The sequence below is a fragment of the Mycobacterium sp. SMC-8 genome (assembly GCF_025263565.1).
Lineage (GTDB): Bacteria > Actinomycetota > Actinomycetes > Mycobacteriales > Mycobacteriaceae > Mycobacterium.
Genome location: NZ_CP079865.1, coordinates 1,607,604 through 1,622,249, shown reverse-complemented (window position 1 = coordinate 1,622,249; position 14,646 = coordinate 1,607,604). Strand labels below are relative to the sequence as shown.

The 14,646-nt window shown below is 67.6% G+C and carries 16 protein-coding genes; 4 read left to right on the top strand and 12 right to left on the bottom strand.

The features are described from left to right. The first annotated feature begins 30 nt into the window (after nt 1–30). Both KXD97_RS07920 and KXD97_RS07915 read left to right on the top strand, forming a co-directional pair. Nucleotides 31–1,914, top strand: coding sequence for an alpha/beta hydrolase family protein (locus tag KXD97_RS07920; protein ID WP_260756187.1), 1,884 nt, complete (start codon nt 31–33; stop codon nt 1,912–1,914). A 67-nt stretch (nt 1,915–1,981) separates the two neighbouring features. Next, the gene (locus tag KXD97_RS07915; protein WP_260756186.1) at nt 1,982–2,446 is read left to right on the top strand and encodes a hypothetical protein; all 465 of its coding nucleotides are present in this window, start codon (nt 1,982–1,984) and stop codon (nt 2,444–2,446) included. Nucleotides 2,447–2,458: 12 nt separating this feature from the next. Here KXD97_RS07915 and KXD97_RS07910 read toward each other — a convergent pair whose 3' ends face one another. From KXD97_RS07910 to KXD97_RS07895, 4 genes are read right to left on the bottom strand one after another with little or no spacing between them, the layout of a single operon-like run. Further along, nucleotides 2,459–2,737: a cytochrome C oxidase subunit IV family protein gene (locus tag KXD97_RS07910; protein ID WP_260757880.1), complete on the bottom strand. Its 279-nt coding sequence runs from the start codon at nt 2,735–2,737 to the stop codon at nt 2,459–2,461. A gap of 5 nt (nt 2,738–2,742) precedes the next feature. Beyond that, nucleotides 2,743–3,351: a cytochrome c oxidase subunit 3 gene (locus KXD97_RS07905; protein WP_260756185.1), complete on the bottom strand. Its 609-nt coding sequence runs from the start codon at nt 3,349–3,351 to the stop codon at nt 2,743–2,745. Continuing rightward, complete coding sequence (locus KXD97_RS07900) at nt 3,348–4,100, bottom strand: hypothetical protein (protein WP_260756184.1); 753 nt, start codon at nt 4,098–4,100, stop codon at nt 3,348–3,350. Before KXD97_RS07900 ends, KXD97_RS07905 begins: the two co-directional genes overlap by 4 nt. Further along, nucleotides 4,097–4,834, bottom strand: a complete 738-nt coding sequence (locus KXD97_RS07895; protein WP_260756183.1) for a hypothetical protein — start codon at nt 4,832–4,834, stop codon at nt 4,097–4,099. Before KXD97_RS07895 ends, KXD97_RS07900 begins: the two co-directional genes overlap by 4 nt. A 240-nt stretch (nt 4,835–5,074) precedes the next feature. Between KXD97_RS07895 and KXD97_RS07890 the strand changes: the two genes are divergently transcribed. Next, nucleotides 5,075–5,698, top strand: coding sequence for a TetR/AcrR family transcriptional regulator (locus tag KXD97_RS07890; RefSeq protein WP_260756182.1), 624 nt, complete (start codon nt 5,075–5,077; stop codon nt 5,696–5,698). Here the strand turns inward: KXD97_RS07890 and KXD97_RS07885 are convergent. Genes KXD97_RS07885 through KXD97_RS07865 form a run of 5 tightly spaced genes read right to left on the bottom strand, consistent with a single transcriptional unit; the run spans nt 5,673 to nt 10,420 of the window. Next, nucleotides 5,673–6,536, bottom strand: coding sequence for a polysaccharide deacetylase (locus KXD97_RS07885; RefSeq protein WP_260756181.1), 864 nt, complete (start codon nt 6,534–6,536; stop codon nt 5,673–5,675). The two genes, KXD97_RS07890 and KXD97_RS07885, sit on opposite strands and share 26 nt — an antisense overlap. Continuing rightward, on the bottom strand, nt 6,536–7,501 hold the full coding sequence (gene speB, locus KXD97_RS07880) for an agmatinase (RefSeq protein WP_260756180.1): 966 nt from the start codon (nt 7,499–7,501) through the stop codon (nt 6,536–6,538). The genes KXD97_RS07885 and speB overlap by 1 nt, the downstream gene beginning before the upstream one ends. Nucleotides 7,502–7,519: 18 nt before the next feature. Next, nucleotides 7,520–8,284 (bottom strand): SDR family NAD(P)-dependent oxidoreductase, encoded by a 765-nt coding sequence (locus KXD97_RS07875; protein ID WP_260756179.1) that lies wholly within the window; start codon nt 8,282–8,284, stop codon nt 7,520–7,522. Beyond that, nucleotides 8,281–8,973: an SDR family NAD(P)-dependent oxidoreductase gene (locus KXD97_RS07870; protein ID WP_260756178.1), complete on the bottom strand. Its 693-nt coding sequence runs from the start codon at nt 8,971–8,973 to the stop codon at nt 8,281–8,283. The genes KXD97_RS07875 and KXD97_RS07870 overlap by 4 nt, the downstream gene beginning before the upstream one ends. Next, on the bottom strand, nt 8,966–10,420 hold the full coding sequence (locus KXD97_RS07865) for an APC family permease (RefSeq protein ID WP_260756177.1): 1,455 nt from the start codon (nt 10,418–10,420) through the stop codon (nt 8,966–8,968). The genes KXD97_RS07870 and KXD97_RS07865 overlap by 8 nt, the downstream gene beginning before the upstream one ends. A 141-nt stretch (nt 10,421–10,561) precedes the next feature. Here KXD97_RS07865 and KXD97_RS07860 point away from each other — a divergent pair, with 141 nt between their 5' ends. Beyond that, nucleotides 10,562–11,953, top strand: coding sequence for a PucR family transcriptional regulator (locus tag KXD97_RS07860; protein WP_260756176.1), 1,392 nt, complete (start codon nt 10,562–10,564; stop codon nt 11,951–11,953). A gap of 3 nt (nt 11,954–11,956) precedes the next feature. Here the strand turns inward: KXD97_RS07860 and KXD97_RS07855 are convergent, their stop codons facing one another. From KXD97_RS07855 to KXD97_RS07845, 3 genes are read right to left on the bottom strand one after another with little or no spacing between them, the layout of a single operon-like run. Beyond that, complete coding sequence (locus KXD97_RS07855) at nt 11,957–13,270, bottom strand: HNH endonuclease signature motif containing protein (protein ID WP_260756175.1); 1,314 nt, start codon at nt 13,268–13,270, stop codon at nt 11,957–11,959. A gap of 59 nt (nt 13,271–13,329) precedes the next feature. Next, entirely contained in the window at nt 13,330–14,169 is an 840-nt protein-coding gene (locus KXD97_RS07850) for an SDR family NAD(P)-dependent oxidoreductase (RefSeq protein WP_260756174.1), read from the bottom strand. Then, nucleotides 14,166–14,471, bottom strand: a complete 306-nt coding sequence (locus tag KXD97_RS07845) for a nuclear transport factor 2 family protein (protein WP_260756173.1) — start codon at nt 14,469–14,471, stop codon at nt 14,166–14,168. The genes KXD97_RS07850 and KXD97_RS07845 overlap by 4 nt, the downstream gene beginning before the upstream one ends. Between the last annotated feature and the right edge of the window lie 175 nt (nt 14,472–14,646).

Below are 14,646 nucleotides of genomic sequence, written 5' to 3'. Positions count from 1 at the left end.
AACGATCGTTGCGACCGGAACAGGAGGGCCATGTCGGTTTCAGTGTCGACGGTGCGGGACTCGGATCCCGACCGGCTGGTCGACGCCGCCGACGCCCTGGGTCGCCGGCGCAGTGAACTCGAGACGATCCTCACCGGCGAACGGGAGATGCTGGTCCATCTGCAGGAGCACTGGACCGGGCAGGCCGCCACCGGCGCGGCTGCGCAGGGGGTCAGGGACCTCGCCAAGCAGGACCGGATCGCCCGGCGGCTGCTCAACCTCGAGTCCGCGCTGCGCAACGGCGGCGTGCAGATGGCCGCGTTGCGGGATGCTCTGCTGGACCTGGTGTCAACGCTGGACCGGTTCGGGTTCGCCGTCGCCGACGACGGGACGGTCACCCCGCAGCAGTGGCTTGTCGGGCGCTTTCTGGACAGCCTGGCCGACAAGTTCACCGCGTTTCTGAAGAAGATGCTGCAGCTGTTCACCGACCTGGACGAGAACACCGCGTCGGCGATCGATCAGGCCGCCGGAGTCGACATCCCGACTCCGTCCGTGGCCGTGGGCGGGCAGAACATCGCGATCCCGTCGGCGGACACCGATCCTGCCGGCGTGACGGCGTGGTGGAACGCGCTGACCGACGATCAGCGCCGTGGGCTGATCGACCGGCATCCACCGATCCTGGGCAATCTCAACGGGATTCCTGCCGAAGTGCGCGACCAGGTCAACGTCGCGGTGATGGACGACGACCTCGACCGGGTGGAGAACGTGGCGTCCCGCAACCACGTCCCGGCCGATGAGGTGGTGGGCAATCCGGGCCGCTATGGGCTGACCGACGGCGACGTCACGCGTTACCAGAATGCGAAGCGGACCCAGGAAGGACTGCTGCATCAGCTCGGCGCGCCCGACGGAGAGTCCCGCCGCTACAGCGAGATCGGCGCACAGGAGCGGCACGACAGGAACTGGCGGCCGACCATGCTGTGGGCTTACGACCCACAGGCCTTCGACGGCAAGGGCCGCGCGGCGGTCTCGATCGGCAATCCGGACAAGGCGTCGAACACCGCGGTCATCGTGCCCGGCACCAGCGCCAGCGTCCGCGATGGCTGGCTGTCCGACGGGCACAACGACGCGATAAATCTCTACGGCCAATCACTCAAGGCCGATCCCGGTGACCCCACCGCGGTGATCTCCTGGATGGGCTACGACACCCCGGAGAGCTTCACCGACCCCAACATCGCCAACGCGGGCCTCGCACGCGCCGGGGGCGCCACCCTGGCGTGGGATGTCAACGGGCTCAGCGTGACCCACGAGGCTGGCGTTCGCGAGCATGTGACGGTGATCGGGCACTCCTACGGTTCCACCACCGTCGCCGACGCGTTCGCCAACAGCGGGATGCGCGCCGACGACGCGATCCTGCTCGGCAGTCCCGGCACCGACGTGGCGCGCAGTGCCGCGGACTTCAACCTCGACGGCGGGCAGGTCTACATCGGGGACGCGTCCACCGACCCGGTCGGCTGGCTGGGCCAGATGGGCAACACGCTGCCGGGCGAACTCAACGATTCGTTGGGCAACATGGTCGGCCCGACGGCCGGTCTGGGCGCCGACCCGGCCTTCGAGGACTTCGGTGCGACGCGGTTCCGGGCCGAGGTTCCCGGTGCCGACATGATCGACCCGTCCGACCATTCGTATTACTACGCCGTCGGTAGCGAGTCGCTGCGCAGCATGACCGAGATCGTCACCGGCAATCCGGACCGTCTCGGCGAACTCGGCCTGCTGGCGCAGCCGCGCACCGAGCTGACGGTGTCGACACCGCAGCAGCTCGACGTCCCGATCCTCGGTGAGGTTCCGTCGCCGCACATGAACGTCGAGACGCCGGTGACATATGACCCCGAGTGGAACCGGGCGGGAGGATCGGTGACCAATGACCACGGGTACTAGTCGTCGTATCGCGGGGCTGGCCGTCATACTCGCCGCCGCGACGTCAGCTGTAGGAGGATGCTCACCGATGTCCCCGTCCGAGCCGAACACACCGCAGGCCGGGGGGCCCACCGCCCCACCGCCGTCCGACGCCGAATCCCGCGCCCAGGTCGTTGATGCGGCCAAAGATGTTGTGCGGACGGCGAACCTGCGTGTCACGTACGCGAGCTTCCAGTGGGAGTGGTGTAACGATCAGGGCGACCCGCCGTTCCACGGCCGCGTCGACGTGGCGTTCGAGACGCCGCCCGGCCAGAGTGTCAGCCGGCAGATCGCCGACACCCTGGCCGGCCAACCCGGCTGGGCGCCGGGGCCGCCGCCGGGCTTCCAGCCCGCCGGCGACGCGGTCCACAAAGGCGGCGTGATGGTCCTCGTCGGCCCCGGGAACTACCCCGACCGCGGCACGGTCGAGATCTACGGGGAATGCCGGAACTTCAACGACCACCGCGACGACAACCAGCTCGCCGACATCACCGATGAGGTGCGCGGTGGCTGAGTTCGCACAACCCTAGACAGCGCTGAAGTACAGACCCAGCAGCACACCGAAAAGGACGACCAGCCATCCGTTCGTCGTCACCTTCAGCCACCGCGGTGCCCGCCGTACTTCCATGAAATGCCAGATCACCAGCTGGGTTTTGACCGCCGCGATCAGCAGCACCACGACGGTCACCGACGCGTTGAGGTGTTCTCCCCCACCGCCGTCGCGGGCGGTCAGCCACGACGCCACGGTCACCGCCGTCAGCAGCGCCCACACCAGGGTCAGCGGATGGCGCAGATATCCGGTCAGCAGGATCACCTCATCAGGTAGAGCAGCGCGAACAGGACGAGCCACAGCAGGTCGACCATGTGCCAGTACGTTGTGCCGGTCTCCACCAGCGACATTCGATGCGCCGGGCCGCGCAGATCACGGATCACGAAGCCCAGGATCACCAGGCCGAGCAGCACATGGCACAGGTGCATCCCCGTCATCACGTAGTAGAACATGAAGAACAGGTTCGTTCCCGGGGTCAGACCGGCGGTGATCTCGGGGATATACTCGAACGCCTTGAGCACCGGGAAGAGCGCACCGCCGGCCAGCGCCAGCCAGAACAACCGGTAGGCGTCGGTGGTCTTCCCGGCCCGGGCCGCAGCAGTGCCCAGCGCGACGAACAGCGAGCTGGTCAGCAGCACGACGGTGTTGACGGCGCCGATGGTGAGGTTCAGCTTCGCCTGGCTGTGCAGGAACAGATCCTGGTCCTGGCCGCGGTAGTACATGTAGACGACGAAATAGACGCCGAAGATCAGCAGGTCGCCGATGACGAAGAACCACACGCTGGATTCGCCGGGAACGTGACCGCGCCGCTGGGTCTTTCGCGAGCCGACGCCGGCCACCGCGGTGGGCTCGGTGGATACCCCGGTCATGCGCTGGCCTTGGCCGGAGGTTGCGCGGCGGCCGATTCCGTCGTCAGCCAGGCGTTCTCCAGCTCCTCGTCGGGCTGATTCTTGATCGCCCGGAAGATGCACACGTACACGATCATCTGCCACGACACATAGAGCGCCATCGCGAACCAGAACGTCATCACCCCGTTCCACGCGAACGGACCCGACTTGGCGATCCAGACCGGTGCCGCGATCAACTCGGTGACGTACTGCCACACGGTGTAGTAACCCAGCCACTTCGGCAGGATGTTGTTCTGGTCGAGGATGATCGCCAGTCCGAAGGCCATCCACATCACGCAGAAACAGCCCAGCGAACCGATGAACGCCAGGTACCCGAAGTCGAACAGCATCGCCAGGATCGCCGGGTCGTAGCCGGGGCGGAACGCGCCGAGCCCGAAGCAGAACATCGGGAACAGCATGCCGACGATGGTTCCGGTGATCGCCCCCATCATCAGCGTGAAGCGCAGCACCGGGCTGACCGACATCCGCTTGATCTGGATCAGGTAGCACGCATTGGACACCGGCCCCAGCCCGAACGTCAGCGTCAGGATCACGCACGCGACAAGCAGGTTGGGCGACTGCATGAACTCGCCGATCTCGGTTTGCGAACTGCTCGGCGATCGCGGCGGCATCATCCAACTCATCGGCACGAAGACCAACCCGAACAGGCTGAAGAAGATCGGGACCGACCAGAACGCGATCCACTGGTCTAGCTTCCTGGTCTGGGTCATACCAGGGCCTCCCGCTCGTCGCCCTGGCGGTTGACCACGCCCACGAGGACGATGAACATCACCACGATGTAGCACGCGAAGACGCTGAGCCGCAGCGTGAATGACACCGCGCCGTTCCACGCGAGCGGACCTGTGGTGTGCAGGACGGAGAACGCGCTGGGAATCAACAGGGCGGCTGTCGCGATGTTGAAGTGCGCCACCCACCGGGGGAAGATCGGGTCCGGCCGCGCGTCGAGGTAGATGCTGGCGGCCAGGCAGAGGTTCTGCACGACGATCGTGCCGACCGGGGCGATGAAGAAGAACCACGCCATGTCGTTGAGCAGGCTGATCAGCTGGGGGTCGCGCTCGGGCCGGAACGCCGCCATGCCCCAGCAGTAGTCGGCGAGGATGAACGCCGTGAGTCCGACGCCGACGCACAGGATGTAGGCGTAGGTGAAGACGCTGCTCGAGGTGGCGGTCCGGGATATCTGCACCGCGATCACCGCGAAAAGGGGAACCAGCGAGCACGCGATGAGATTGCACAGAATCGCGACGCCCAGAATGCCGGTGGTGTTCTCGGCGAAGAAGGCCGCCACCTGCTCGGGGGTCATCGTCGGCGACAGCGGCGGGGAGAACACCGGGAAAAGGAAGAACGCGACGACGAACAGCGCTGCCGCCGGCGGCACCGTCCACAGGAGAATGCGCTGGCCTCTGGTGTTCATCGCCCTCGTCGTGTTCGCCGTCGCTGTCGTCATCGCTCGCTCCGCCTGATTCGATCTGCTGCCGCTCCGGTCGTCACAGGTCTAGCATAATTCACTGACAAATGACAATGAACCTGGGTCGGCCCGGGTGGCCCGCCGCACGGTGATCGGGTCGAATCTGGCAGCCTAAGTCGGCTTATCGTGTGATCGTGAGCCGCCTGCACGGCCCGGTCAGGCCGACTGACGATCTCAGGATTTCGGTGACACTGGTCAGCAAAGGCGCCGTGCTGCACAATGGTGCGCGTGCCAGAGAGTGCGACGCGACGCGAAGCCCAGCGGCGAAACACCCGTGCGCGGCTGCTCGACGCCGCGATTGTGGAGTTCCAGCGTTCCGGCACCAGCGCCGCCGACATCAACGCCATCGTGAAGGCGGCGGGGGTCGCGCGCAGCACCTTCTACTTCCACTTCCCCACCAAGGAACACGTACTGCTCGAACTCATCCGACGAGACGAGATGCGCCTGGCCAACGAGCTGAGCCGGTTCCTCGACACCCGCCGCGACCTGCCCGCGGTGTTGACACGGATCGTCGAGCTGGTGCTGGAACTCGAGACCCGTTGGGGATCAGCGCTGTTTCACGACGTCATCAGTCTGTACTTCTCGCCCACCCGGCCCGAACGGGAACAGTGGACCAACCATCCGATCTTCGTGCTGCTCGCCGCCGAGATCGAGCGCCTGCGCGTCCGCGGCGAACTCTACGACGACGTGGACTCCTACCACAGCGCGGCGTTCTTCCTCCTCGGCGTGTACGCGCTGCTCACCACCGTCGGCGAGGCCCGGTCCGAACGCGACGTGGCGCTGCGCAAGTTCGTCACCAGCACCCTGCGCAGCCTGCTCAGCGCGGAATGTCGGGAGGCGTGATCGACCGTGGTGAAAGCCTCAGCGTCCGAACGTGTTCGGCGACCTCCTGCAGCGAGGCCACCCAGACGTCGTCGTGGTCGAGCACGTACCGCATCAGCTCACCGAGTTCGGCGGCCCGCGACGCCCGGCCGGTCAGGAACGGATGGTTGGTGAGCACCCAGCAGCCACCCGCCTTGCGCAGCGCGTCGAACTCCAGCTGCCACAGCTCCCGCGCCTTGCGTGGGCTCTCGATCAGCCCGCTGCCGGAGATGTCGGGCAGGAAGCAGTACTGCTCCCAGTCGTCGAGCGCCCACTGGATCGGGATCTCGACCAGCGACTCCTGCGTGTCCGGAGTGATCGCCAACTCGTAGGGATGGTCGGCGTCCATCAGGCTCGAGTCGTACAGGAAGTCACGCTCGGCCAGCAGCGCGGGGGTGCGCCAGGACAGATCCCACATCGGGGCCCGGTACCCCACCGGCCGTACGCCGGCGACATCGGCCAGCGCGGCGAGTCCGCGGTCCAGCGCGTCGATCTCCTCCTCGAGGGTCAGCGCGGTGGGCTGCTCGTGCAGATACCCGTGGTGGGCGATCTCGTGCCCCGCCGCGACGATGCTGCGGACCGCCTCGGGGTAGCGGTCGGCGGTGTGTCCGGGCACGAAGAACGTCGACCGGATCTGGTGTTGCTCAAGCAGATCCAGGATGCGCGGGATTCCGACCAGCGGACCGTAGGCCTGGTGGCTCATCACACTCATCCGGGCCCCGACGCTCTCGTTGCCCCACAGGATCGCCGATTCGGCGTCCACGTCGAACGTGAACGCGGCCGCGGCGGTCTTGCCTTCGGGCCAGCTGAAGCGCTCCATCAGCCAACCATCAGGGTGATCAGCTCATAGGCAAGGTTCGCGGCGGCCACGGCCGTCACCTCGGCGTGGTCAAAGGGCGGCGCCACCTCGACCACGTCGGCGCCGACGATGTTCACCGCGCGCATCGCCCGCAGCACCGCGACCAGCTCACGGCTGGTCATGCCGCCGATCTCGGGGGTTCCGGTGCCGGGCGCGAACGCCGGATCCAGCACGTCGATGTCGATCGACACGTACACCGGGTGGTCCCCCACGCGCTCGAGCACGCGCTCGATGACGCCGTCGACCCCGATGCGGTCGATGTCGCGGCAGTGCACCACCGTGAACCCGAGTTCGGCGTCGTCGAGCAGATCGGCGGCGTCGTAGAGCGAGCCGCGGATGCCGACGTGCGCGGAGTGGCCCTTGACGATCAGGCCCTGCTCGGACGCGCGCCGGAACGGGGTGCCGTGGGTGCAGGGAGCCCCGAAGTAGGTGTCCCACGTGTCGAGGTGAGCGTCGAAGTGCACCAACGCGACCGGACCGTGCAACTCGTTGACGGCCTGCAGCGCGGGCAGCGCGATGGTGTGGTCGCCGCCGAGCAGCACGAACCGCTGCTCCGGCCGGGTGACCAGGCCGAGGATGCCGTCCTTGACCTGCTCGACCGCGGCGGTGATGGCGAAGGGGTTCGCGGCGATGTCGCCGGCGTCGACGACTTGAGCCGCCGCGAACGGAGACACGTCCAGCGCCGGGTGGTACGGCTTGAGCAGCCGGGAGGCCTGCCGGATCGCGGCCGGGCCGAAGCGCGCTCCGGGCCGGTAGGTGACGCCGCTGTCGAACGGCACACCGATCACCGCGACGTCATGGTCGGCGACCTCGTGCCGCTGCGGGAGCCGGGCGAACGTGCCGAACCCGGCATAGCGCGGCACCTGCTGGGCATCGATCTGGCCCAGCACTCCGGACTCCGTCCGCGTCCGCGGATCTTGTTGCACTGTGCTCTCCTCTTGCCTTTACGCTCTGGTGCGGGTGGAGCCGCCGTTACACGAGATCACCTGTCCCACCACGGCTTCCATGCTGAAATCGGCCAGCAGCTCGACGGCCGCGGCGATCTCGTCGGGCTCGCCGATGCGGCCCAACGGAATCGCGTCGGCATAGGTGTGCCGGATTTCGGCGACGGGCACTCCGGCGGCATCGGCGTCGACCTGCAGCTGCGGGGTGTCGATGACTCCGGGCGCCACCGCGTTGACGATGATCCGCTCGCGGGCCAGCTCGCGGCCCAGCGTCTTGACCAGCGAGATCAACCCCGCCTTGGATGCGGCATAGGCGGTCGCCGCCGGCCAGCCCGTCACTCCCCACTCACTGGTGATCACGATGATGCGGCCCGCCCCGGCGTCCCGCATGTAGGGCAGCACGCTCTGCACCAGGAAGAAGGTGCCACCGAGGTTGGTGTCCACCACCTTCCACCAGTCGTCGGCGTCGTGCTCGAGCAGCGGCGCCATGGTCATGTACGCGTGGTTGGCCACCAGCACGTCGAGCCGGCCCGCGGTGGCGGCCACGTGCGCGGCGATGGTCTGGCACTGCTGGGGATCCGAGACGTCGCCGGCGGCGGTCAGCCCGCCGATCTCGGCCGCCAACGCGGTCAGCGCGTCGCTGTCTTCGCGGTCGTTGACGGCCACGACCGCACCGGCTTTCGCGAGTCGCCGCGCGTGTACGGCGCCCATGCCCTGGGCCGCCCCGGTCACCAGCGCGACCCGACCGTGCAGATCGGTACTCATATCACTGCTCCCGAGTTCACGTTGACGACGTCTCCGGTGCTGAACGTCGCGTCGCAGACCAGGTATTCGACACAGCGGGCCACCTCGGCCGGCGTGGTGAGCCGCCGCAGCGGCAGCGTCTGCAGGTATTCCGGTGCGCGCCAGGGTGAGTCGGCGGCCAGCAGCGGGGTGTCGGTGGGGCCTGGTGCGACCGCGTTGATCCGCACCCCGGCGCCGGCGACTTCGGCGGCCAGGCTGCGCACCAGGCCGAGAATCGCGCCCTTGGCGGCCGCGTAGTGGACGTCCTCGTCACCGCCACCCACGGCGAGCTCACTGGCCACCGCGACCAGCGACCCGCGCGCCGCGCGCAGGTCCGGCAGCGTGGCCCGGGCGACGTTGACCAGCCCGCCCAGGTGCACGCGCAGCATCCGTCGCCACGCGTCCACGCTGATCTCCGACACCGGCGCCATCTCGTAGTAGCCCGCCGAAGTCACCACCGCGCTCACCGGACCCAGCCGCTCCCTGAGCTCGGCCACCGCCTGCGCGACCGCCGCGGCGTCGGAAACGTCGGTCGCGACGGCATTTTCGGTTGTCCCCGGGTTGAGGTCCAGGCACCCGACGGTGTAGCCGCGCGCGGTCAGCGCCTCCACCACCGCGGCGCCGATCCCGCTGGCGCCGCCGGTGACCAGCGCGACCGGTTGCTCACTCATTCGCCAGTACCGGTTCGTCCTCGTCCTCGTCACGCGGCGCGGTGATCCTCGACTTCACCGTGGCGTACAGCACCGCACCGATGATCCCGAGCACCACGATGCCGATCCACACCGACCAGTCCAGGTAGCGCTGCTCGAACGCGACACGGGGCCAGGCGATGTTGACGAACTGCAGCACCGCCCACACCACGGCCACCACCGCCACGGGCAGCGTCCATGCGCGCAGTGAGAACGCCCCAGGCGTCCAGCCCTTGCGCAGCAGCACCACCAGGAAGCCGATCAGCGGGAACAGGAACGCGAGGTAGAAGCCGCCGGCGGTGAAGTTCACCATCAGCGAGTAGATGTCGCCGGCGACGATGCTCAGCAGGAACAGACCGGCGCCGATCGCAGTCGTCACCAGGATCGCCACCACCGGGATGCGGGCCTTGCCCCGCAGCTGCACCAGCGTGCCGGCTGCCGGCAGCGCACCGTCGCGGGCGTAGGCCCAGATGACCCGCGACGCCGAGGTCTGCAGCGCCAGGAAGCTGGCCAGGAACCCGATCACGAACATCACCTGGACCGGCTTGGCGATGCCGGCGCCCAGCGCGTCGGTCAGCGTCTCGTACACCGGGTCACTGACCGCGCCCTCGGCCACCGCATCCAGGTCGGGGATGGCCAGAATGATCGCCAGGCTCGAGTAGCCCACCACCAGCGCGATGAAGGCCAGCGAGAACAGCACGGCCTTGGGCAGGTCCCGCTTCGGGTTGTGCACCTCTTCGGCGATGGAACCGGCGCTCTCGAAGCCGACGAACGACCAGCCGATGAACGCGACCGCGAGCAGGAACGGCCCCCCGAGGTAGGACCACAGATCCACATCGGTGCCGCCGCCTTCGAACAGCACCGACAGCGAGTTGTGCCGGTGGAACAGCAGCAGCCAGGTGCCCAGCACCACCGAGCCGATGACCTCGGCGATGATGCTGCCGATCATGAAGATCTTCAGCGCCTGACGCCCGACCAGGTTGACCGCGGTGCCCGCGAGCAGGATCAGCAGCGCGATCCAGGCCAGCGTCCCGCCCGAGGGTTCCTCGATGCCGACGATGTGGGCGGTGAATCCGGCCGCGCCCAGCGCGACGGTGGCCATCGCGATCACCAGCGTCCACATGTAGACCCAGCCGGCGAACCAGCCGTACGTGCTGCCCAGCAGGCGGCGCGACCACTGGTAGATGGAGCCCTCCAGCGGCCACCGCGACACCAGGGTCGCGAACACCAGGGCCACCAGGAACTGGCCGGCGAACACCAGCGCGAAGCCCCACCAGAAGCTCGGGCCGGCCGCCGACAGCGCAAGGCCGAAGATCCCGTACAGGGCGACGATCGGAGAGATGAAGGCGAACGCGAACGCGAACGCCGATCCGAGGGAGAACTCGCGGCGCAACTGTGGCTGCTGCTCAGCCGGGCTGACCAATGACATGGCAGAACTATCACGCCGGACGTGCGACGACGCCAGCCATCGGGCCGAAGACGCAGAGATCGCACCGTGGCGGTGCCGTGGCGTTGAACGATCGCACAACGGCAGCGCTCGTTCGTGTGACGGCCGCGTTACGCTCGCGGGGTGTCGGAGGTGCATGCAGAGTCGGCGGCCCCGACGCTGCGGGACCTGCTGGAGAGCGGCGGGTTCGGCGTGTCGGTGCCTGCGGGTGCGCCCCAGAATCTGGACCATCCCATCAGCTGGGTGCACACCACCGAGATGCGCGACCCGTCCCGCTACCTGCGCGGCGGTGAACTGGTGTGCACGGTCGGGATCAGTCTGCAGACCGAACACGACTGCACGGTGTTCGTCGACGCGCTGAGCCGGGCCGGGGCAGCAGGCGTGTGCTTCGGGGTGGGCGACGGTCATGACGTCGTGCCGGCCGCCCTGCTCGCGCAGTGCCGGCGACGCGGGTTGCCGGTGCTGGTCGCCCCGCCGAGTGTGCCGTTCAGTCAGGTCAGCCGCTTCGTGGCGGAGTTCTGGCTGGGTTCGGAGATCGCCGTTGCCCGCGCGACCAATGCGCTGGCGCCCGAACTGCTGTCCTCGCTGCGCCGGCACGACTCGCCGCGTCAGCTGCTCGACAGCGCGGGTCAGGTGCTCGGGTGCTACTTCCTGTTGGAGCCCGACGAACCTGGCGTGGAGGCCGGCGGACGCGGCGGGGCGGACGACGACGACGCGGTGACGGTTCCGGTGCCCGGGCTGGGCACGCTGACGTGGGTCGGGCGTGGCGACCGGCCGGAACCGGCGCTGCTCGATCTGATCGCGCGGTTCGTGCGCGCCGCCCAGGGCGAACGCGACATCGAGGCCGCGTTGGCCCGGGAGCGGGTCGGGCAGCTGCTGTCTCTGGTCGAGCGGCGGATGCTTCTGCCGGACGCGCTGAGCCAGCTGCTGGAGTGGCCGGGTTTCTCGGCCGGTGAGATCGCGTGCTCGGCGTGGCCGGCAGGTGCCGGAGCACTGGTGTCGATGGCCTTCCCGGACGCGTTGATCGGTGACGCGCCTGATCTGTGCCTGATGTTGTCGGTCGGGCCGGTGCGGATGACCGACGACCTCGCGTTACCGACGGGGCATTCGGCTCCGGTGCCGCTGACCGACATCGGGTCGGCGATCGCGCAGGCCCGCATCGCGTTGACGTTGGCAGAGCAGCGCGGCGGACGGGTCGGACCGGATCAGCTGAGCACGCTGGAGAGCCTGCTGGAGCAGTTGCCGCTGGCGCAGCTGGCACCGTTCAAGCAGTTGCTGATCGACCCACTCGCGGAGCTGGACAATCAGCGGGGCACTCAGCACGTGCGCACGCTGCGAGTATTTCTGTCCTGCAACGGATCTCTGAGTGACACCGCCAAGGAGCTTTTTCTGCACACCAACACGGTGCGGCACCGGCTGTCTCGGATCCAGGAGATCACGGGTCGAGACCCGTTGCAGCACAATGACTTGACCGCATTCGTGATCGGCCTGTGGGCTTCCGAGCGCGGCGAGTGAAAGCTAGTTCCGCATCGGCGGTGGTGGTTCGTACGGGTGGTACCACTTCCACTGGGCGCGTTCTCCGGACGACCCGGGGTAGGGCGCGACCTTTGGTGGCGGTGTAGTCGGGGGGCGCGCCAGTGATCCGGGTCTGAGTTCTCGCCCGGCGTGGTCGGAGACGACGAGTTGTTGGGCGGGTCCGGTGATGATGATGATGCCGCGGTGATGGGCCCGGTGATGATAGGGACAGACCAGCACGAGGTTGTCGAGTTCGGTCTCGCCGCCGTCTTCCCAGTGCACGATGTGATGAGCATGCAGCCCTTGGGTGGCGCCGCAGCCCGGGACCACGCAGGTGCGGTCGCGATACTCGAGCGCGCGACGCAGGCGCCGGTTGACGGTGCGGGTGGAACGTCCGGCACCGATGGGCCGGCCCTGGCGTTCGAACCAGACTTCACACGTGGCATCGCAGCTCAGGTAGCGTCGTTCCTCGTCGGTCAGTAATGGGCCCAGATGCAGTGCGGCGACTTTCGTCTCAGCGTTGACGTGGACGATGACGGTGGTGTGCTGGCCGTGCGGTCGGCGGAAGGTTTCGGCGTCCCAGCCGGCGTCGACCCACGCCATGAATGCATCCCCTCGGCTGGGCAGCGGCGGCCGCGTCAACCCGTTGCCGGTGTCGCCGCCGGTACCGGGGCCACGGTCGATGCCGTGGTCACGTTTCCACTGAGCGATCAGCCCGTCCTTGTGCGATTGCAGGGCCGCCTCGAATTTCGCGGACTGGTGGTGGGTCAGTTTGATGCGCCAGTAGGTGTAGTCGGCGTCGCTGGTGGTGGTGATCTCTGGCCGCGGTGCAGGCGGCGGCGGTGCCGGTTCGTCATCGTCGTCGAAAGGATCGGTGACCGGTTCGGGCTCAGGTCGTGGTTCCTGTTTGAGCGCCGTGCGCAGTTGGCGGACCGAAGCGCTCTTCGCCAGCAGGGCGTAGTGCGCATCGGAACCCTCGCCGGCACGCTCGGCGATCGCCCCGACCTGATCGAGCGAGAGCCGCCCCTCGCGAAGGTCAGTGACACAACGCGGGAACTCTTCGAGCCGGTCGGCGATCGCGATGATGGTGTCCGCGTTGCGCGGCGAACACCCTGTCTTCCAAGCCATCAATGCCGCCACCGATTGAGCCCCGGTGATCCCGAGGAGCCCGTCGCGGTTGATCTGGGCGGCGATCTCCACGATCCGCCCGTCGATCGCATTGCGCTGGCCGGCCAACTGGGACAGTTCGTCGAAGAGCACCTCCAACCGATCCGACTGTGTCAGCACAGTGGGAGTGTCAGCTACGGCCGAGGGCATGCCCCTATTCAAGCAGCAGGGTCTGACAACTCACGCCCGCCAAAGCGCCTTGAGGCCCGTCAGGTAGGGAAATCGGCGCTACGAGAGAGTGTTTCGTTCGCCCGGATGTCGGCCAGTTTTTCCTCCAGCGTATCGATCACGGCGTCGTATCCGCTGTTGCCCAGGACGAGCCGACGGGGCGGTGAGTCCTGGGCCATCGCTGCGATTACTGCACGGGCACCACGGCGCGGATCGCCGGGTTGCACACCGTCCATCCCGACGAAGACGGCGCGGACCTCTTCGAGCATGTTGTGGTAGTCCGGGATCGGCTCGTCGACGGGTTCGTCGGCGAATCCCGTGTAGGCGTTGGTGCGAAACGCTCCCGGTTCGACGGTCAATACGGAGATGCCGAATGGAGCGACCTCGTCGTGCAGCGCGTCGGTGATCGCTTCGATGGCGAACTTGGTCGCGCTGTAGTAGCCGAACCCCGTGGCGGGGACCAGCCCGGCCACCGAGGAGACATTGACGATCCACCCGTTGCCGCGGGCACGCATCCCCGGCAGCACTGCGCGGGTCACGGACAGCACGGCGAAGAAGTTCAGCTCGAACATCGACCGCATCGCGGATTCGTCCATCCCCTCGATCGATCCGAACCAACCGCGTCCGGCGTTGTTCACCAGCACATCGATGCCGCCGAAGCGATCCTCGGCGGCACGCACCGCACGCTGGACCTGCGTTGCATCGGTGAGTTCCAGTGGCACGACGAGAACGCGGTCGCCGTACTGTTCGGCCCACGTCGCCAGCTCCTGCGGACGCCGGGAGGTAAGTACCACGCGGTCGCCGGTCTCGAGCGCTGCCTCGGCGAACGCCATTCCGAAGTTACCGGGGGTGCCGCCGGTGATGAACCAACGTCGCGTCATGGCTCGATCACCACCCGGCTGATGACAATGCCGTCGAGGGTGAAGCGGTAGTGCAGGTCGGCGACCCCGCCCGGGAAGTTGCCCGTGAGGTGCTGCCCGACCTCGACAGTCGTACCGGTCTGCCGTTCAAGCACTGTCGCGCTGGTGATCTCGGTGGTGTAGGTGTACTCGGCGGCCGCGGTGGCCACCCAGGTCCCGATCTCGTCATGCCCCCTGTAGTCGTGGCCTTCGTCGGTCACCACGGCATCGGTGGTGAGTGTGGCCAGCACTTGATCCACCTCACGGGTATCGAGCGCAGTCATGAACGTTTTGACAGTATCCGGGAGTGCTTCCCATTCTGTTGTGGTCATAGCCCCACGATGGAGCTTCCCGCAAGGGGAAGGTCAACCCGATGTTGCGAGCTTGGCCGCGACGTTGACCTTGACCCAGGGGGAGGCTTCAGGATGGCCTCGTTCGACGTAGGCGAGGGCGACGCGG

Excerpts from the sequence above, each read along its gene's own strand:
- KXD97_RS07865 (WP_260756177.1), bottom strand. The coding sequence starts at position 10,420 with ATGTCATTGGTCAGCCCGGCTGAGCAGCAGCCACAGTTGCGCCGCGAG.
- KXD97_RS07870 (WP_260756178.1), bottom strand. The coding sequence starts at position 8,973 with ATGAGTGAGCAACCGGTCGCGCTGGTCACCGGCGGCGCCAGCGGGATC.
- KXD97_RS07905 (WP_260756185.1), bottom strand. The coding sequence starts at position 3,351 with ATGACCGGGGTATCCACCGAGCCCACCGCGGTGGCCGGCGTCGGCTCG.
- KXD97_RS07845 (WP_260756173.1), bottom strand. The coding sequence starts at position 14,471 with ATGACTGCGCTCGATACCCGTGAGGTGGATCAAGTGCTGGCCACACTC.
- KXD97_RS07890 (WP_260756182.1), top strand. The coding sequence starts at position 5,075 with ATGGTGCGCGTGCCAGAGAGTGCGACGCGACGCGAAGCCCAGCGGCGA.
- KXD97_RS07920 (WP_260756187.1), top strand. The coding sequence starts at position 31 with ATGTCGGTTTCAGTGTCGACGGTGCGGGACTCGGATCCCGACCGGCTG.
- KXD97_RS07915 (WP_260756186.1), top strand. The coding sequence starts at position 1,982 with ATGTCCCCGTCCGAGCCGAACACACCGCAGGCCGGGGGGCCCACCGCC.
- KXD97_RS07875 (WP_260756179.1), bottom strand. The coding sequence starts at position 8,284 with ATGAGTACCGATCTGCACGGTCGGGTCGCGCTGGTGACCGGGGCGGCC.
- KXD97_RS07895 (WP_260756183.1), bottom strand. The coding sequence starts at position 4,834 with ATGACGACAGCGACGGCGAACACGACGAGGGCGATGAACACCAGAGGC.
- KXD97_RS07855 (WP_260756175.1), bottom strand. The coding sequence starts at position 13,270 with ATGCCCTCGGCCGTAGCTGACACTCCCACTGTGCTGACACAGTCGGAT.
- KXD97_RS07885 (WP_260756181.1), bottom strand. The coding sequence starts at position 6,536 with ATGGAGCGCTTCAGCTGGCCCGAAGGCAAGACCGCCGCGGCCGCGTTC.
- KXD97_RS07850 (WP_260756174.1), bottom strand. The coding sequence starts at position 14,169 with ATGACGCGACGTTGGTTCATCACCGGCGGCACCCCCGGTAACTTCGGA.
- KXD97_RS07900 (WP_260756184.1), bottom strand. The coding sequence starts at position 4,100 with ATGACCCAGACCAGGAAGCTAGACCAGTGGATCGCGTTCTGGTCGGTC.